Genomic DNA, 17,286 nt, shown 5'->3' on the forward strand with positions numbered 1-17,286 from the left:
CCAGTTCGGGCACAGCCCGCCCCCTGGGCAAGCGTGACTGCGCCGGCTGCGGGGCCATCGGCCAGCATCGGCGGGACGTCAGCCGGCTGTCTCCGCGGGGCGCAGCCCTTGCCCCTCGATGGCCCGGGCTGGCAGGTCGTCCGGGCGTCCCGCAACCGGTACTGGGGGCACCCCGCCGTGCTGGACGCGGTCCGGCTGCTCGGCGCCCGGGCCGCCGAGTCGGGCCTTCCCGACCTCTGGATCGGTGACCTGTCGCAGCCGCGGGGCGGCCCGATGCCCTACGGCCATGCCAGCCACCAGACCGGGCTGGACGCGGACGTGTGGCTCGACGTCACGCCGAAGCCCAGGCTCCCGCCCGCGGCGCGCGAACGGATTGAGGTCCCCTCGCTCGTCCTGCCCGACGAGAGTGCTGCCCATCCCGCGCGGTTCACGGCGGCGCATGCGCGGCTGATCCGTCTCGCGGCCGAGTTGCCTGGCGTGGACCGGGTTCTCGTGAACCACGGGATTAAGCGTACGCTCTGCCACGCGTATGCGGGCGAGCCCTGGCTGCGCTGGGTGAGGCCCTGGCGCGGCCACGACAGCCACATGCACGTGCGGCTGCGCTGTCCCGGCGGCAGCCCGGCGTGCCAGGACATCCCGACGCCCCCGCCCGGGGATGGCTGCGACGCGAGCCTCGCCTGGTGGCTCTCGCCCGACGCGCGCCGTCCGCCGGCGCCGGGGCCTGCGCCGCCGTCCTATCCGGGGGCTGACGCGGCCTCCCGCGCCAGCGACGCGCGGATCGCCCCGCGCATGACCTTGCCCGTGGCGGTCATGGGCAAGGCATCCACGAAGCGGACCTCCCGCGGGTAGAGGTGGCCGGCGAGGCGGGCCTTCACGTGGGCCTGGATCTCCGCCGCGAGGGACGGCCCGACCGAGACTCCGGGCTTCGCGACCACGACGGCCGTCACGCGTTCGGTCCGGAGCGGGTCGGGCACCCCGACCACCGCCGCCAGCGCGACCGCCGGGTGGCGCAGGAGGCAGTCCTCTACCTCGGCCGGCCCGATCCGGTAGCCTGCGGAGGTGATGACGTCATCGTTGCGGCCGAGGAAGGCGAGGTTCCCCTCCTCGTCCATCCGTCCCTGATCGCCCGTCATCAGCCAACCGCCGGCGAACTTTGCGGCGGTGTCCTCCGGCTTGCTCCAGTAGCCCAGGAACATCACGGGATCCGGCCCCCTGATCGCGATGCCGCCGACCTCGCCGGGCGATCGCTCGACCCCGTCCGGCCCGACCACCGCGACGCGGTGTCCCGGCACGGCCCGCCCCATGCACCCGGGCGGCGTCCGGAACAGCCCGTGCCGCGCGGAGACGACGAGGTTGCACTCGGTCTGGCCATAGAACTCATTGATCGTCACACCGAAAGCGCCGCGTCCCCAGTCCAGCAGTTCGGCCCCGAGGCTCTCCCCGCCGCTTCCGATGCTTCGCGGCCGCGCGCCGAAGCGGGCGGGATCGGGCACGGCCCGCAGCATCTTCAGCGCCGTCGGGGGCAGGAAGGCGCGGGTCACGCCCTGCCGGGCCATGAGCGTCAGGCAGGCTTCCGGATCGAACTTCGCCATGCGGAGAGAGAGCACCGGGACGCCGTGGAAGAGGGACGGCAGCAGGACGTCGAGCAGGCCGCCGATCCAGGCCCAGTCCGCCGGCGTCCAGAACAGGTCGCCCGGCGCCGGAAATCCCTCCTGCGGCATCTCCACGCCGGGCAGGTGGCCACGGAGGACGCGGTGGCCGTGCAGCGCACCTTTCGGCGCACCGGTCGTTCCGGAGGTGTAGATGATGAGCGCAGGGTCGTCGGGCGCGGTCGGCACGATCGGGGTGTCGTCTGCCGCACGAGCCAACTCCTCGTGCAGGTCGAGCGCGTCCGCGCCGCCACCCGCCGAGAGCACGGTCCGGAGCGCAGGGAGCGCGTCGCGGATCTCCGCCACTTTCGAGAGCCCGACGGGGTCGGTCACGATCGCCGCCGCACCGGAGTCGCGGAGCCTGTAGGCCAGCGCGTCCGCCCCGAAGAGCTGGAAGAGCGGCACGGCGACCGCCCCCATCCGATAGGCCGCGAGGTGCGCGATCGCGGCCTCCGGACCCTGCGGCAGGAGGACGGCGACCCGGTCGCCCCGCGCGACGCCCCGCGCCCGAAGGACCGCCGCGAGCCGGGCGCTTGTCGCCCGGAGTGCGTCGAAGGTCAGGGTTTCCGTCCGACCATCCTCGCGCAGGTGCAGGATCGCCGGGCGGCCGCTGCCGTCGGCCCAGCGGTCGCAGGCGTCCCAGGCGATGTTGCAGCGGCGCGGGATGTCCCAGGTGAAGGCCCCGACGACCGCCGCATAGTCGGCGCCCGGCGGCAGGACGGCAGTCATGCCGGCGACGGCCGCGTGTCGTCCACGACCTTGCCGTCGTTCGGCAGGCTCCCGGCTGCCACCAGCGTGACCTCCCCGCGCAGCCTGGTCACGTCCTGGAGCGCGGCGGAGAGCCGGTCCCGTGCTTCCCGGGGCCCCTCCGCGCGCAGCTCCATCCGGTCCCGGCCATCCAGTTCGGACACGACGATCCGCAGGCGGCCGAGGCCCGGCACACGGCGGGCGATCTCCACGACCATCTCCGGCCGCACGAAAAGACCCCGGACTTTCGTCGCCTGGTCCGCGCGCCCCATCCAGCCGCGGAGGCGTGTATTCGTCCGGCCGCAGGGGCTGCGTCCCGGCATCACGGCGGAGAGATCGCCGGTCGCGAAGCGGAGCAGCGGATAGGCAGGGTTCAAGACGGTCACGACCACCTCGCCGACCTCGCCCTCCGGCAACGGCTCGCCGGTGCCGGGACGCACGATCTCGAGGATCACCTCCTCGTCCAGGACTAGCCCTTCGCGCGCCTCCGTCTCGTAGGCGATCACGCCGCATTCCGCGGTGGCATAGGATTGCAGCACGGTCAGGCCGAGGTCGGCGTACCAGGCCCGCAACGGCGGCAGGTAGGCGCCGCCGGACACATGCCCCAGCCGGATCGACGACAGATCCAGGCCGAGTTCCTCGCCCTTCTCCAGGATTGTGCGCAGGAAATCCGGTGTGCCGGAGTAGGCGCGGGGCCGGATCTGCGCCGCCGCGCGCGCCTGCGCATCGGTATTGCCCGTGCCGGCAGGAATCACGGGGCAGCCGAGGGCGCGCGCCCCGCCTTCCAGCATGAAACCCGCCGGCGTGAAGTGGTAGGCGAAGCAGTTCTGGAGCACGTCGCCGCGCCGCAGCCCCGTCGCGTGCAGGGCGCGCGCGAAGCGAAGGAAGGTGTCCGTGCCTTCGCCCTGCGGCTCATGGATCGGGCCGGGCGAGACGAAGATACGCGCCAGATCGCCGACGGGAACGCCGTTCAGCCCGCCGAAGGGCGGCTGCTCCGCCTGCAACGCGATCAGGCCCGACTTGCGTGTGAGCGGGAGCTGGATCAGCCCGGCGCGCCCGGTCACCTCCGACGGCGACACCCCGGACAGCACGCGTGCCGCATGGGCCGACCCCGCCGCGGCCGCCGCAAGGAAGCGCGGCAGCCTTGCGCGGAGATCGCTTTCCCGCTCCTCCGGGTCGCGCGTCTCCAACACGTCGAAGTATCGGGTCACAGCCAGCGCTTCCGGCGCTTGTAGGATTTGAGGTTCTTGAAGGACTTCCGCTCGGCGCCGTGGCCGCCGAGGTAGAATTCCTTCACGTCCTCGTTCGCGGCCAGCGCCTCCGCCGTGCCGTCCAGAACGACCTTCCCTTGCTCCATGACATAGCCGTAGGACGCGACGGACAGCGCCATGCGCGCGTTCTGCTCGACCAGCAGGATCGTCACGCCCAGTTCCCGATTGATGCGCTGGATGATTCCGAAGACCTCCTTCACCAGGAGGGGCGAGAGGCCCATCGAAGGCTCGTCCATCAGGATCAGCTTCGGCCGCGCCATCAGCGCGCGCCCGATCGCCAGCATCTGCTGCTCCCCGCCCGAGAGGTAGCCCGCGAGCCCGGTCCTCTCCTTCAACCGCGGGAAGTAGGAGAACACCCTCTCGATATCGCTCCTCACCTCGCCGTCCGAGCGCGTAAAGGCACCGAGCCGCAGGTTCTCGATACAGGTCATGTCGGAGACGATCCGGCGGCCCTCCATCACCTGGAAGATGCCGCGACGGACGATGTCGTGTGCCTCGACGCCGTTGATGGGCGTGCCGCCGAAGAGGATCTCGCCCCGTGTGACCTCCCCCTCCTCGGTCTTGAGGAGGCCGGAAATCGCCTTCAGCGTCGTGGACTTCCCCGCCCCATTGGCGCCCAGCAACGCGACGATCTGGCCCTGCGGGACGGAGAGCGACAGGCCGCGCAGGACAAGGATGACGTCGTTGTAGACGACCTCGATGTTCCGCACGTCGAGCAAGGGGGGCGCAATGCCAGCGCTCCCCTGCCCCGCCCCCGTGCCCGCCGCGGCGTCGAGCATCACCAGCCCAGCAGCTCGCGCTTGCGCTCGAGCTCGACCATCGTCACGGGCTCCAGGCGCATGGTGTTGTTCGCCATGAGTTCCTGGACCGAACCGTTCGACGTGTCGCCGCCCACCACCGCCCGGTACAGCGCGACGCGGAGCGTGCCGCGGTGGTCCTGGTTCGTGAAGGTCGAAGGATTGCAGACGCCCTGGAAGCCGTTCGGCACCCAGTCGCGGCGCGTGTAGAAGCCCTCGCGAATGCGCTCGCCCGTGACCTGGCCGCCATTGGCCGCGGCGGTCTCCATCGCCTCGACCATCAGCATCGCAGCGCAGGCACCGGAGAGGTAGTGCACGGGGCGATAGGCATTGCCCGACGGGTCCGAGATGCGAGAGATCGCGCGCATCGTCTCCATCCCCGGCGCGTTCTGTCCCCAGACGATGGCGGTACGCACGGGGAAGACGACGCCGTTCGCGGCCGCGCCGGCGGCCTTCATCGCGTTCTCGTCCATGCCCCAGACATTTCCGAGGAACTGGACCTGTACGCCCGCCGTCTGGCACGCGCGGAGGACGGAGATGTTCGACCCCGCCGTGTTTCCGAGATAGGCGTAGTTCGCGCCTTGCTGGCGCAGCGTGAGGCATTGCGCGGTGTAGTCGCCCGGCGTCAGGGCGAACTGGATGGCGGGCAGGACGTCGAAGCCCAGCTCCCGTGCCATAGCCTCACCCGCTTCCTTCGGTGAGTTCGGGTAAGGGTGGTTCGCGCCCATGTGGACATACTTGGGCCGACCCTGCTGGCCGCGCGCGCGCCAATCCTGCGCTGCCCATTGCAGCATCGCGCGCAGCGAATCCGAATAGGACGGGCCGTAGAAGAAGTTGTACGGCGCGGGCTCGACACCCTGGCGCCCGGAGGTCCCGCCCGCATCCGTCAACGCCGCGGAATAGGAACCGGAGATGAACGGAATGCGGTCGCGCGTCACGAAGCGTACCAGAGCTTCCGTGTCGGCGGTGCCCCAGCCCTGGATGGCGACCACCCGTTCCCGCCCCGTCCAGGACTGGTACTGGGACACGGCGCGCGGCGCCTGATAGCCGTAGTCGAAGCCGGATACGGCGAGCTGCCGCCCCGCAACCCCGCCGCGGGTCTGGTTCACCCAGGCCAGCGTGTCCGCGACGCCCTGACCATAGGGAACGCCGACGTCGGAGGTCGCGCCCGAATTGTCCATCAGGTGCCCGACGGGGATACGCTGCTGCGCAACCGCCGGCCCTGCGAAGGCGAGGCTGGCCGCGAGGGTCAGGGACGTCGTGATCTTCATTCTCGGTTCCTCCTGCGGCCGGTTTGCCCGGCCCTGTTCAGTGCGAATACGGATACAGCTTCCAGTAGGACTTGATGAGTCGCCAGCGGCGCGCGAGCCCGTCCGGTTCGAAGATGAGGAACAGGATGATCGCGGCACCGATCGCCATCTCCCGCAGGAAGGAGATGTTGCTGCCGATCTTCAGCATCTGGTCGACGGCACTGCCCGCGATTGCGTCGGCGCCGGACTGCACGACCTCCGGCAGGAAGACCATGAAGGCCGCCCCCATCAGGCTGCCCATGATGGACCCCAGACCGCCGATGATCACCATGCCAAGGAACTGGATGGAGAAGAGGATGTTGAATGCCTCGACGCTGACAAATTGAAGGTGGTGTGCGTACAGGGCACCGCCGACGCCCGCGTAGAAGGAGGCGATCCCGAAGGACAGGGTCCGGTAGTATGCGAGGTTGATGCCCATGATCTCGGCGGAGAGATAATGGTCCCGCACCGCGACCAGCGCCCGGCCGTCCCGCGTCCGCATCAGGTTGGATGCCGCGACGAACATCACGATGACGCAGACCAGGACGAGGTAGAAATAGGTTTCCTCAGAGTCGAAGCGGAAGGTGCCTAGCGCCGGCGGCTCGGTCAGTCGCCCTGCTACTCCGCCAGTGAACCAGCGGGCCCGGGCGAAGAAGTCCTCCAGGATGAACTGCGCGGCAAGGGTGGCGATCGCGAGGTACAGCCCCTTCAGCCGCGCCGCCGGTGCCCCGAAGATCAGGCCGATCGCCGCAGTCAGGATCCCCGCAAGAGGGATGCAGAGCAGGACGGGGATGTGGAAGGCTTCATGCAGCCAAGCCGAGGCGAAGGCCCCGAAGCCGAAGAAGGCCGCGTGCCCGATGCTGATCTGCCCGGTGAACCCGACGAGGATATTCAGCCCCAGCGCGGCGATGCCGAGGATGCCGACATTGACGAGCAGCGTCAGCATGTACCGGTCGAAGACGTAGGGTGCCGCGCAGAGCAGCGCGATGCCGAGCCACAACGCGAGGCGCGAGTTTCGCGTCGGAAAGATCGTCGTATCGGCGCGGTAGCTCGTCCTGTAATCGCCGGCCGGGGTGAAAGCGATGCCGGCCATCAGACGCGCTCGATGTTCGCGGTGTACATCAAACGCGCTCGATGTTCTTCGTGCCGAACAGCCCGTAGGGCTTGATCAGCAGGATCAGCAGGAGCGCGTAGAACGGCGCGATCTGGTACATGTTGCCCCAGTTCAGCCACTGGCTGTCCACGTACTGCGCCACGTTCTCCAGCACGCCGACGATCAGCCCGCCGAGCACGGCGCCCAGAACCGAGTCCAGCCCGCCCAGGATCACCGCTGGAAAGACCTTGATGCCGTAGAAGGACAGGGCGGAGGAGACGCCGTTCACCATCCCGACCGTCACGCCGGCCACGGCCGACACGACGGCGGAGATGGCCCAGGACATCGCGAAGACCCGGGGCACGGAGACGCCGAGCGACTGCGCCACCTGCTGGTCGAAGGCCGTGGCCCGCATCGCCAGCCCGTGCTTCGACGCCGTGAAGAACCAGGCGAACCCCGCCATGATCACGACGGAGATCCCAAGGGAGAGAAGGTAGACCGTCTGCACCTCCAGCCCCAGCACGGAGGTCCGCCCGGTACCGAGGACCGGCGGGAAAGGCTGCGCAAAGACGCCGAACATCCACTTCATCAGCGCCTGGAAGAAGATGCCCAGCCCGATCGTCGCCATGATGACGGAGATCACCGGCTCCCCGATCAGCGGCCGGAGGACGACCACCTGCAGGATCAGCCCGAACAGCGTCATGAAGACGAGCGTCATGAGGAACCCGAAGACGAAGGGCAACTGCCACTGGGTCAGCAGGTACCAGCAGGTCCAGGCGCCGACGAGGAGGAACTCGCCCTGCGCGAAGTTCACGACCTGCGAGGCCTTGTAGATCAGCACGAAGGACATCGCGACGACGCCGTAGAGCGCACCTACGATCAGCCCGTTCAGAACGAGCTGGAAGAGGAGGGTCCCGTCCATCAGGCCACCGCCTTCGTGGCGCCGATGACCGTCAGCGTCGTGCGGATGCGTTGCTTCGTGCCGTCCTGGAAGGCGATCGTGGTATCCACCGGAATGCTGGCCTCCCCCGCATAGATGGCCGAAATGATGGTGCCGTACTTCTCGTTGATGATGCCACGCCGCACCTTGCGGGTGCGCGTCAACTCCTCATCGTCCGCGTCCAGTTCCTTGTAGAGCAGCACGAAGTCGCGAATCCGCTGCGGCGGCGGAAGCGTCGCGTTCACCTTCTCCACCTCCGAGCGCAGGAGGTCGAGCACCTGCGGCTTTGCGGAGAGATCGGTGTAGGTCGTGAAGGAGATCCGTTTCCGTTCCGCCCATTTGGACACGATGGGAAACCGGATGCAGATCAGCGCGGCCAGGTGCGGCTTCCCGTCGCCGAGCACCACGGCTTCGGCGACATAGGGGCTGAATTTGAGCTTGTTCTCGATGAATTGTGGGGAGAAGCGCTCCCCGCGGCTGGTGGTCGCGATGTCCTTGATGCGGTCGATGACGACAAGGTGCCCCGCCTTGTCGAAATAGCCCGCATCCCCCGTGTGAAGCCATCCGTCCCGCAGGTCGGGGACGTCTTCGACGCCGTGATATCCGTCGAACATGTTGGCATGCCGCGTGACGATCTCACCGACGCCGTTCTGGTCGGGCTCGTGGATCCGCAGATCCACGCCCTCGAAGGGTACGCCGACCGTATCGAAGTTCACGTCGGCGCCGCGGTGGATCGTATAGGCCCCGAGCAGTTCCGTCTGGCCGTAGAGCTGTCGCAGCGGCACGCCCATGGCCTGGAAGAAGCGGAACGTGTCGGGACCCAGCGCCGCCCCGCCGGTCGCGGCCGAGGTCAGCCGCGTGAAGCCCAGCCGGTCCCGTAGTGCGCGGAACAGTAGCACGTCCGCGAGCCAGGACCGCCCACCCCGCCCCTGGGCCGCAAGCCCCCAGCGCATCCCGGCCTCGAAGGCCCAGCGCTTGAAGGGCGACGCGTCCATCACCTGCGCCCGCACGTCGGCCGCGAGCGTTTCCCAGACCCGCGGCGCGAAGAGGACGAAGCTCGGCCCGATCTCCCGGAAGTCGGCCATCATCGTCTCCGGTTCCTCGACGAAGGACACGCGCATGCGTGCCACCATCCCGAAGCCCAGGACGTAGATCTGCTCCATGATCCAGGGCAGCGGCAGGACGGAGACGTACTCGTCCATCGGCCCCTTGGGATCCGCACCGAGATAGGTCTCGACGTGCCGGATCAGCGCCCGCCCCGACAGCATCGCGAGCTTCGGGCGGGACGTCGTGCCGGAAGTCGTGCAGAGAATCGCAACCCGCTCCCCGTCGGTCGCATCCACCAGCGTGTCCCAGGCCGCGGGCTCCCGCGATTCCGCGGCCTCGCCGGCCCGGATCAGGTCGTCCATAGCGAGCAGCCGGGGGTCGGCGTATTTCCGCATCCCCCGCGGATCGCAGTAGATGATCCGCCGCAGGGACGGCACGGAATCCGCGACGCCGAGGAGCTTGTCCACCTGCTCCTCGTCCTCGGCGATGATGGCGGTCACGCCGGCGAAGGAGAGGAGGTACTCCACCTCCTCCTCCAGCACGTCGCGGTACAACCCGAGCGACCGCGCGCCGAGGGCATGCGCCGCGACCTCGCCCATGACCCATTCAGGCCGGTTGTCGCCGATCAGGCCGACGACATCGTCCTCGCCGATGCCGAAGACGCGCAGGCCCAACGCCATGGCGCGTGTCTTGGCCTCCACCTCCGCCCAGGTCAGGCTGCGCCAGATGCCGAGCGATTTCTCCCGCATGGCGACGTCGCGTCCGTGCCGCCGGGCGTTGCGCCGCAGCAGCCGCGGGAATGTCGTGTCCTCCCCGCCCGAGACCCGGGCTGGACCGCGCGTGGCCCCGCTGACGGCGTTCACGCCGCGCCCTCCGGAACCGGCGCCGTCGCGTCGATGTCCTCGCCGAGATAGGCTCGGCGGACCTCGGGATGCGCGAGCACCTCGGCCGGCTCGCCCTCGGTCAGCTTCCGCCCGAAATCCAGAACCATGACGCGGTGGGAGATGTCCATCACCACGCCCATGTCGTGCTCGATCATGAGCACGGTCATGCCCCATTCCTCGTTCAGGTCGAGGATGTAGCGGGCCATGTCCTCCTTCTCCTCGAGGTTCATGCCGGCCATGGGCTCGTCGAGGAGAATCAGTTTCGGCCGCAGCGCTACGGCGCGCGCCAGTTCCACTCGTTTGCGAAGGCCGTAGGGCAGCGTTCCCGCGGGCGCCTTCCGTACGTGCTGGATCTCCAGAAAGTCGATGATCTCCTCGACTTCGCGGCGGTGCCGCAGTTCCTCTTCCTGCGCGCCGGTGAACCAGTAGCCCATGCCGCGCAGGAAGCCGGACCGCAGCAGGTGGTGCCGCCCGACCATGATGTTGTCGAGCACGCTCATGTGCCCGAAGAGCGCGAGGTTCTGGAAGGTCCGCCCGATGCCCAGACCCGCCCGCCGGTTCGGCCGCAGCCGCGTCACGTCCTGACCGCCGAAGTGAACGCTGCCCTCGGTCGGCCGGTATCGGCCGGAGATGCAGTTGACCATGGACGTCTTGCCGGCCCCGTTCGGCCCGATGATCGAGAAGACCTCGCCGCGCCGCACCTCGAAGGACACGTCGGTCAGCGCGCGCACGCCGCCGAAGCGCAGCGACACGTGCCGCGCTTCGAGAATGGGCGCCCCCTCAAGCGGCGACGACTCCCCCACGGACGCTCCCGTCATTCTTATCTTCCCCCAACTAATGAGGGCCTTGCGGCGCCGCGGCAAGTGTCACGCGGCTCCGGCCGCCATCCGCATCGCCAGGGTGGGATCGTCGCTCGCCATGGCATCCACGCCGAGCTCGAGCATCCGCCGGATGGAGGCCGCGTGGTTCGCCCCCAGACCGCGACGCGCAGCCCGGCCGCGCGCCAGGCCGCCAGAAGTTCCGCGTCCAAGGCCGTCGCCTCCGTCTCGATCATGCCGATCCCGTGGGCATGGCAGACCGCGACGGCACCTGCCGGCCCGATCTGCTGGACCGTCCGGTCCGTCAGCAGCCATGCCACGTGGTCCAGCCCACCGGCCCGCACGGCTTCGGCCGCCAGGGGCGCCTCGAAGGCGATGAGCCCTGCCCGGCCCCGAATCCCCGCCCGGTCTAGCGCGGCGAGCACGAGGTCCAGGGCGCCGGGATACCGCGTACCCGCCGCATTGCCCTTGATCTCGACCTGCAGCCCCGTCGCCGAGGGCGCGATCAGGCTGACGAGGTCATCGAAGCTAGGCAGCGCCTCTCCGCCCGTGCCCCGGACCGTGACCGCGCCCAGTTCGGCTTCCGTCCGCGCGCGCACCGGTCCCGTCGCATCCGTCGTCCGGTCCAGCGTCGCGTCATGGATCACGAAGGGCACGCTGTCGGCCGACAAGTGCACGTCGCACTCGACCCAGGGCACGCCGAGGGCGATGCTGTTCCGGAACGCCGTCAGGCTGTTCTCCGGCCAGGGGAAGGTCCCCCCGCGATGGCTGATGACCTGGACCAAGACCGCCCCCTTCCGTGCCGCCGGCGGAACGGGGATGATCCGCTCGCGCGCCGGGTGCGTAGGGCTAGGCGGCACGATCGATCCCGGCAACCGGCGGAGCACCGATGCCCCTTCTCCTCGCCCTCCACGACGGCGACGCGGCAGCCGCCGCGGCCCTGGAGCAGGCGGTCTGGCAGCTCAGCGAGAGCCACTGGGTCTTCGGAACCGGCCTGCTGGTACTGACCGGCGTGTCCCCTGCCTACCTCAGCACGCATCTGACCCGCGCGCTGGAGGCGGCCGGTTCCCCAGCCAGCCTTCTCGTCACGCCGCTGGCGGAGAACGCAAGCCTCGACGGGCTTCCGCCCGAAGGCCGGGACTGGGCCGCCGCTGCCCTGGCCGAGGGGTAAGGGCCGTCACGGCAGCCGCGCGAGCCGCTCGGCCAGAAGCGCGAAGAACCCGTCGGCATCGAGCGTCTCGGGCAGGGTGACCGTCGCCTCGCCCTTCGTCTTGCCCCAGCGGTCCACATGGGTCCGGCCCCGTCCAGGCCCCTGTCCGCATTCCACGGAGACGGCCGCCTTCCGCGCGCCGAACAGCTCCGGCGCCACAAGCCAGGCCACGGCGCAGGGGTCGTGCAGCGCGTGCCCGCGCCCACCCATCCGGCGCGACGGCGGCGTCGCCTCCATGATCCGGCGCGACGCCGCGAGGCACGCGCCACCCCCGGCCCGCCGCAGCGCCTCGATCCGGGCGGGGGTGACGAGCGCTTGCGCGGTGAGTTCCAGCGTGACGAGCGTCACGGGCACTCCGAGGCCGAGCAGGACCGCCAAAGCCTCTGGATCGCTCGCCGCATTGAATTCGGCGGCGGGGGTCCAATTCCCCTCCCCCCAGGCCCCGGCCATGAGAACGATCTCGCCGATCCGCGCTGCCAGGGCGGGCTCCGTCGCCAGGGCCAGGGCAAGGTTCGTCGGCGGCGCGATCCCGACGACCGTGAACTCGCCGGGATCAGCGCCGCGCAGCAGGTCGCGGATCGCATCGGCCGCCAGCCCGCCGATTGCTTCGCCGCCCCGCGGCAGGACCACGCCGGCCAGGCCGTCATCCCCATGGACCGCCGTTTCGCTCCGGAACCGGCCGAGGAGCGGCCGCTCCGCCCCCCGCGCCACCGGCACGCAGGCGCCCGCCAGCCCGGTCACCGCGAGCGCGTTGGCCAGGGTCCGATCCAGCCCGACATTCCCTCCGGATACCGTGACCAGCCGCAGGTCGATCTCCGGCGAGGCCAGGGCCAGCCAAAGCGCGTGCGCGTCGTCCGTGCCGGGATCGCAATCCAGGATGACGGGTCGCCGCGTCGCGGAGCTCAAGCGCCGAGCTCCGCCTCGACGATGCTGCACAGGAACGCCGCGCCGGTCGCCAGCGCCGCGTCGTTGAAGTCGAAATGCGGATTGTGGTGCACGCCCTCCGGATGCGCCGGCTCCCCGGTACCGAGCCAGGCATAGGCGCCGGGGCGGGCTTCCAGCATCAGGGCGAAGTCCTCCCCGGCGGTGATCGGCGGGTGGTCGTCGCGCGCCTCATCCCCGACCGTCGCCGCGGCGGCGCGGAGCATCGTCGCGGCCTGGGCGGGGTGGTTCACAGTCGGCGGCAGGCGGCGCTGGTAGGCCGGCTCGGCCGAAACCCCGTGGGTCGCCGCAATGCCCGACGCGATCGCGGCGATCCGGCGCTCCAGCAGGTCGCGTACCGCCGCCGTCAGCGCTCGGGCGGTGCCGCGGATCAGGACCTCCGCCGGGATGACGTTCGGCGCCTCGTAATCCCCTGCGGCAAGGTGGCCGACGCTGACGACGCCCGACTCCATCGGGTCCACCTCTCGCGACACGATCGTGTGCAGGGCGGTCACGAACTGCGCTGCCGCGAGCGTCGCATCAGTGCCGAGATGCGGCCGCGCACCGTGCACGCCCCGACCGCGGAAGGTGACCTGCCAGGTGTCGCTGCTCGCCAGCACCGCGCGCTTCGGCACGGCGATGGTGCCCAGTGGCAGCCCCGGCAGATTGTGAAGGCCATAGACGGCGTCCACCGGAAAGCGATCGAACAGGCCATCGGCCAGCATGGCACCCGCCCCACCCCGCGACTCCTCGGCGGGCTGGAAAATGAGGTACACGGTGCCGCCGAAGCGGTCGCGATGTGCCGCAAGCCACCTCGCGGCGCCCAGCAGCATCGCTGTGTGCCCGTCATGGCCGCAGGCATGCATCCGCCCGGGGATGGTGCTGGCATAGGGTGCGCCGGTGCGCTCCGTCATCGCCAGCGCGTCCATGTCGGCCCGCAGTCCGATCGCCCGGTTCCCGCCACCCGACCGGGTGCCACGGACCGTACCCACGACGCCGGTCCGCGCGATCCCTTCGGCCACCTCGATCTCCGCAGCCCGCAGCTCCCGCGCGACGAACGCGGCCGTCCTGACCTCCTCGAAACCCAATTCGGGATGGGCATGCAGATCGCGCCGCCACACCGTCATCGCCGGGGCGAGTTCGGCGAGGTCGCTTTCGATGGGCATGGCGCGGTCCGTTGCCGTTGGGGCAGGGACCATGCCAGTTTGCCCCCGCTTCCGCCACGGCGCGCCCCGCCGCGGCCCAGGACCGGAGTTGCCGATGCGCCTGCCCCAGCGCCGCCAAACGCGATCCCGGGGCGATCGCCTCCGCGCCGCCCTGATCGCGGCGGGGCTTCTTGCCGGTGCGCCGGCTGGTGCGCAGGACCTCCTGCGCATCGGCGTGGAGGCCGGGCCGACGAGCCTCGACCCGCACTATGCCAGCCTCATCACGAACATCGCCTTCGCCCGTCACGTCTTCCAGCCGCTGGTTGAGCAGGATGCCCGCCAGGTGCTGCGCCCGGCCGTCGCCGCGTCCTGGCGCGCGGTGGACGACCTGACCTGGGAGTTCACGCTCGATCCTCGGGCCCGCTTCCACGACGGCGCGCCCGTCACGGCGGAGGACGTGGCCTTCACCATCGCCCGCGCCGGCAACGTGCCGAACTCCCCGTCCTCCTTCGGCTACGCGACGCGGGTCGTCATCGGCGTCGAGGATGCGGGCAACGGCGTCGTGCGCCTCCGCACGCGCGTGCCCACGCCGCTGCTCGCGAACAACCTCGCCCTCGTCATGATCGTCTCGAAGCGCCATGCGGAGGGGGCAGCGACGACCGACTACAATGCGGGACGCGCGATGGTCGGGACGGGACCCTGGCGCTACGTCTCCTGGCAGCCCGGCGCGGCCTTCGTCGCGGAGCGCAACCCGGCCTTCCCGGGCGAGGCCCCCGTCTTCGCGCGGGTGGAGTTCCGTCCGATCGCCAACGCGTCTTCCCGCGTCGCCGCCCTGAATGCAGGCGACGTGGACCTCATCGAGATCGTCCCGCCCGAGCAGTACGAGCGCTTCAAGGCCGAACCGCGCTTCGCGACCTCCGACAGCCCCTCGAACCGCCTGATCTTCCTGACCCTCGACAGCGACCGCGAGAACTCGCCCCACGTCCACGCCCGCGGCGGCGGCCCCATCGCGAACCCGCTCCGCGACGCCCGGGTGCGCCGCGCCCTCTCCATCGCGATCAACCGCCCGGCGCTCGTGGACCGCGTGCTGCGCGGACAGGGCCTGCCCTCCGGCGATCTCGGCCCGCCCGGCTATTTCGGCACCTCGCCCGACCTGACCCCACCGGCCTATGACCCGGAGGCAGCACGCCGCCTGCTGGCCGAGGCCGGCTATCCGCAGGGCTTCGCAGTCCAGGTGAACGGCCCGAACGATCGCTACGTGAACGATGAGCAAGTCGTGCAGGCGATAGCCCAGTTCTGGACCCGTGCCGGGCTGCAAGCCACGGTGGAGGTGAAGCCGCGCGGGCCGTGGCTGACCGAGGCCGCGCAGCTCCGCTACTCCGTCAACCTCGCGGGCTTCTCCCCGAACCCGGAAGTCCTCGGCATGCTCGAAACTCAGATCCATTCCTGGAACACCGATCTGGGCCTCGGCACCGCCAACCGCGGCCGTTTCGGTAACCCCGGGATCGACGCGCTGATCCAGCGTGCGCGCCAGACGATGGACGACCGCGAACGCGAACGCCTGACGCAGGAAGCCACGCGCCGCGCCCTGCGTGACGAGACCGCGCTCATCCCCCTCTACTTCCAGGTCAACACCTGGGCCATGCGCCGGGGCCTCACCTACGAGGCGCGGACCGACGAGATGACCCTGGCCCATTCCGCCGGGAGGACCCCGTGATGCAGAACCCCCGCATGTCTCCAACAAGATCGGGCGCCATCCGCGCCGCCCGCGGCGACGCGCCCTTCGACCTGCTGCTGACCGGCGCGACGGTCGTGGACGTGTTCACCGGCGAACTCCGCAGGGCCGATGTCGGCCTGGTCGGCGAGCTCATCGCCTCCGTTCACCCGCCTGGCGCCCGGTCCGACGCACGGGAGGTCCACGACGTGACCGGCCGCTTCCTCGCCCCGGGCTTCGTGGACAGTCACCTGCACTTCGAATCCTCCTTCATGGCACCGCCCGACTACGCCGCGACGGTCGTCCCGCACGGCACGACGACGACGGTATGGGACCCGCATGAGCTGGCGAACGTCCTCGGCGTCCCCGGCGTGCGCTGGGCCGTCGAGCATTCCCGCGGCCTGCCGCTCCGCGTTCTCGTCGCCGCGCCCTCCTGCGTCCCTTCGGCCCCCGGCCTGGAACTCGCCGGCGCGGACATCGGGCCCGCCGAGATGGCGGAGATGCTCTCCTGGCCCGAGGTCTCCGGCGTCGCCGAGGTCATGGACATGAAGGGCGTCGTCTCCGAGCGCCCGGAGATGTCGGGCATCGTCGCCGCGGGCATGGCGAGTGGAAAGAACGTCAACGGCCACGCCCGCGACCTGACCGGTGCCGCGCTGCAGGCCTACCTCGCGGCCGGCGTGACCTCCGACCACGAGATCATGGCCGCCGCCGACTTCGTCGAGAAAATCCGCGCCGGCCTGACGGTGGAACTTCGCGGCTCCCACGACCCCGTCCTGCCGGAAGTGGTGCAAGCGCTGAACGAGCTGCCCTTGCTGCCGGCGACCCTCGTCATCTGCACCGACGACATCTTCCCCGACGAACTCGTCCAGAAGGGCGGCATGCGCGACACCCTCGCGCGCCTCATCGCCCGTGGCCTGGACCCGGTGCGTGCCATCCGCTGCGCCACGCTGCACGCCGCGCTGCGGCTCAAGCGCGACGACATCGGCGCGATCGCCGCGGGGCGTCTGGCCGAGATCGCCGTCCTCTCCGACCTTCCGGGCGTCGTCGTTGAGCGCACCTATGTCGGCGGTCGCCTCGTCGCGCGCGACGGGCGCCTGCTGGAAGCGCCTCCGCGGACGTTCCTGGCGAACGCGCCGCGCGACACGGTAAAGATCCCGCTGCAGCCCGCCGAGGCATTCTGCCTCCGCGTGAAGGGTGTCACGAACGGCCGGGCACGCCTTCCCGTCGTAGGCGGCGTCCGCATCGTCGCCTGGCGGGAGGTGGAGGTGGAGGTCCGGGACGGCGCCGCCGTGCTGCCGCCGGGCCATACCCTCTGCGCCATCCTGCACCGCCACGGCCGCCGCGATCCGTCGCCCGTGGTGTGCCTCATGGATGGTTGGGGCGAGCCGCGGGGCGCCGTCGCAACCACCATCTCCCACGACAACCACAACCTGCTGGTCCTGGGACGCGACCCAGCCGACATGGCCGCGGCCGCCAACGCCCTGATCGAGGCGGGCGGCGGCATGTCCGTCGCCGCAGGTGGCGTCGTCACGGGCCTGATGCCCCTCCCCCTCTTCGGCCTGCTGGCGGAAACCCCGCCGCACGAGACGGCCGAGGCTTTCGCACGTGTCCGCGCCGCGGCGGACCAGGTGATGGAATGGGCCCTGCCGCACCGGGTCTTCCGCTCCGTGACCGGCGTGTCGCTCGCCTGCAACCCCGGCCCGCACCCGACCGACCTCGGCATCTCCGATGGCGGCACGGGCGCGCTGGTGGACCGGCAGT

The 17,286-nt window shown here is 70.4% G+C and carries 14 protein-coding genes and 1 pseudogene; 4 read left to right on the forward strand and 11 right to left on the reverse strand.

Annotated features, from left to right (window positions below; all coding sequences use genetic code 11):
- Positions 1 to 33 precede the first annotated feature (33 nt).
- Complete coding sequence (mepA, locus tag ACE7GA_RS21730) at positions 34 to 849, forward strand: penicillin-insensitive murein endopeptidase (protein ID WP_376091429.1); 816 nt, start codon at positions 34 to 36, stop codon at positions 847 to 849.
- Here the strand turns inward: mepA and ACE7GA_RS21735 are convergent.
- From ACE7GA_RS21735 to ACE7GA_RS21775, 9 genes are read right to left on the reverse strand one after another with little or no spacing between them, the layout of a single operon-like run.
- On the reverse strand, positions 735 to 2,378 hold the full coding sequence (locus ACE7GA_RS21735) for an AMP-binding protein (RefSeq protein ID WP_376091432.1): 1,644 nt from the start codon (positions 2,376 to 2,378) through the stop codon (positions 735 to 737). The two genes, mepA and ACE7GA_RS21735, sit on opposite strands and share 115 nt — an antisense overlap.
- On the reverse strand, positions 2,375 to 3,607 hold the full coding sequence (locus ACE7GA_RS21740; protein ID WP_376091435.1) for a phenylacetate--CoA ligase family protein: 1,233 nt from the start codon (positions 3,605 to 3,607) through the stop codon (positions 2,375 to 2,377). The genes ACE7GA_RS21735 and ACE7GA_RS21740 overlap by 4 nt, the downstream gene beginning before the upstream one ends.
- The gene (locus ACE7GA_RS21745; RefSeq protein WP_376100470.1) at positions 3,604 to 4,446 is read right to left on the reverse strand and encodes an ABC transporter ATP-binding protein; all 843 of its coding nucleotides are present in this window, start codon (positions 4,444 to 4,446) and stop codon (positions 3,604 to 3,606) included. The genes ACE7GA_RS21740 and ACE7GA_RS21745 overlap by 4 nt, the downstream gene beginning before the upstream one ends.
- Complete coding sequence (locus ACE7GA_RS21750; RefSeq protein WP_376091437.1) at positions 4,446 to 5,735, reverse strand: ABC transporter substrate-binding protein; 1,290 nt, start codon at positions 5,733 to 5,735, stop codon at positions 4,446 to 4,448. Before ACE7GA_RS21750 ends, ACE7GA_RS21745 begins: the two co-directional genes overlap by 1 nt.
- Before the next feature lie 37 nt (positions 5,736 to 5,772).
- Complete coding sequence (locus ACE7GA_RS21755; protein ID WP_376091440.1) at positions 5,773 to 6,846, reverse strand: branched-chain amino acid ABC transporter permease; 1,074 nt, start codon at positions 6,844 to 6,846, stop codon at positions 5,773 to 5,775.
- A gap of 28 nt (positions 6,847 to 6,874) precedes the next feature.
- Complete coding sequence (locus ACE7GA_RS21760) at positions 6,875 to 7,768, reverse strand: branched-chain amino acid ABC transporter permease (RefSeq protein ID WP_376091443.1); 894 nt, start codon at positions 7,766 to 7,768, stop codon at positions 6,875 to 6,877.
- The gene (locus ACE7GA_RS21765) at positions 7,768 to 9,696 is read right to left on the reverse strand and encodes an AMP-binding protein (RefSeq protein WP_376091446.1); all 1,929 of its coding nucleotides are present in this window, start codon (positions 9,694 to 9,696) and stop codon (positions 7,768 to 7,770) included. The genes ACE7GA_RS21760 and ACE7GA_RS21765 overlap by 1 nt, the downstream gene beginning before the upstream one ends.
- Positions 9,693 to 10,535, reverse strand: coding sequence for an ABC transporter ATP-binding protein (locus tag ACE7GA_RS21770; RefSeq protein ID WP_376091448.1), 843 nt, complete (start codon positions 10,533 to 10,535; stop codon positions 9,693 to 9,695). Before ACE7GA_RS21770 ends, ACE7GA_RS21765 begins: the two co-directional genes overlap by 4 nt.
- 2 nt (positions 10,536 to 10,537) lie before the next feature.
- The gene (locus tag ACE7GA_RS21775; protein ID WP_376091451.1) at positions 10,538 to 11,320 is read right to left on the reverse strand and encodes a glycerophosphodiester phosphodiesterase; all 783 of its coding nucleotides are present in this window, start codon (positions 11,318 to 11,320) and stop codon (positions 10,538 to 10,540) included.
- 104 nt (positions 11,321 to 11,424) lie between these two features.
- Here ACE7GA_RS21775 and ACE7GA_RS21780 point away from each other — a divergent pair, with 104 nt between their 5' ends.
- Positions 11,425 to 11,706 carry a hypothetical protein gene (locus tag ACE7GA_RS21780; protein WP_376091454.1) on the forward strand — a complete coding sequence of 94 codons (282 nt, stop codon included), beginning with the start codon at positions 11,425 to 11,427 and terminating at the stop codon, positions 11,704 to 11,706.
- A gap of 6 nt (positions 11,707 to 11,712) precedes the next feature.
- Here the strand turns inward: ACE7GA_RS21780 and ACE7GA_RS21785 are convergent, their stop codons facing one another.
- Positions 11,713 to 12,651 carry a nucleoside hydrolase gene (locus tag ACE7GA_RS21785; protein WP_376091457.1) on the reverse strand — a complete coding sequence of 313 codons (939 nt, stop codon included), beginning with the start codon at positions 12,649 to 12,651 and terminating at the stop codon, positions 11,713 to 11,715.
- On the reverse strand, positions 12,648 to 13,832 hold the full coding sequence (locus ACE7GA_RS21790) for a M20 aminoacylase family protein (RefSeq protein WP_376091460.1): 1,185 nt from the start codon (positions 13,830 to 13,832) through the stop codon (positions 12,648 to 12,650). Before ACE7GA_RS21790 ends, ACE7GA_RS21785 begins: the two co-directional genes overlap by 4 nt.
- Positions 13,833 to 13,926: 94 nt before the next feature.
- Here ACE7GA_RS21790 and ACE7GA_RS21795 point away from each other — a divergent pair, with 94 nt between their 5' ends.
- Together ACE7GA_RS21795 and ACE7GA_RS21800 are read left to right on the forward strand one after the other, a co-directional pair.
- The gene (locus tag ACE7GA_RS21795) at positions 13,927 to 15,528 is read left to right on the forward strand and encodes an ABC transporter substrate-binding protein (protein WP_376091462.1); all 1,602 of its coding nucleotides are present in this window, start codon (positions 13,927 to 13,929) and stop codon (positions 15,526 to 15,528) included.
- Between the two features lie 14 nt (positions 15,529 to 15,542).
- Positions 15,543 to 17,246 (forward strand): annotated as a pseudogene (locus ACE7GA_RS21800) (adenine deaminase); the annotation flags it as partial.
- Between the last annotated feature and the right edge of the window lie 40 nt (positions 17,247 to 17,286).

The organism is Roseomonas sp. CCTCC AB2023176, from assembly GCF_042259275.1.
Lineage (GTDB): Bacteria > Pseudomonadota > Alphaproteobacteria > Acetobacterales > Acetobacteraceae > Roseomonas.

Bases quoted from the DNA above. Each gene is read 5' to 3' on its own strand.
- ACE7GA_RS21780 (WP_376091454.1), top strand. From the start codon at position 11,425: ATGCCCCTTCTCCTCGCCCTCCACGACGGCGACGCGGCAGCCGCCGCG.
- ACE7GA_RS21745 (WP_376100470.1), bottom strand. From the start codon at position 4,446: ATGCTCGACGCCGCGGCGGGCACGGGGGCGGGGCAGGGGAGCGCTGGC.
- ACE7GA_RS21760 (WP_376091443.1), bottom strand. From the start codon at position 7,768: ATGGACGGGACCCTCCTCTTCCAGCTCGTTCTGAACGGGCTGATCGTA.
- ACE7GA_RS21750 (WP_376091437.1), bottom strand. From the start codon at position 5,735: ATGAAGATCACGACGTCCCTGACCCTCGCGGCCAGCCTCGCCTTCGCA.
- ACE7GA_RS21770 (WP_376091448.1), bottom strand. From the start codon at position 10,535: ATGACGGGAGCGTCCGTGGGGGAGTCGTCGCCGCTTGAGGGGGCGCCC.
- ACE7GA_RS21790 (WP_376091460.1), bottom strand. From the start codon at position 13,832: ATGCCCATCGAAAGCGACCTCGCCGAACTCGCCCCGGCGATGACGGTG.
- ACE7GA_RS21735 (WP_376091432.1), bottom strand. From the start codon at position 2,378: ATGACTGCCGTCCTGCCGCCGGGCGCCGACTATGCGGCGGTCGTCGGG.
- ACE7GA_RS21755 (WP_376091440.1), bottom strand. From the start codon at position 6,846: ATGGCCGGCATCGCTTTCACCCCGGCCGGCGATTACAGGACGAGCTAC.
- ACE7GA_RS21795 (WP_376091462.1), top strand. From the start codon at position 13,927: ATGCGCCTGCCCCAGCGCCGCCAAACGCGATCCCGGGGCGATCGCCTC.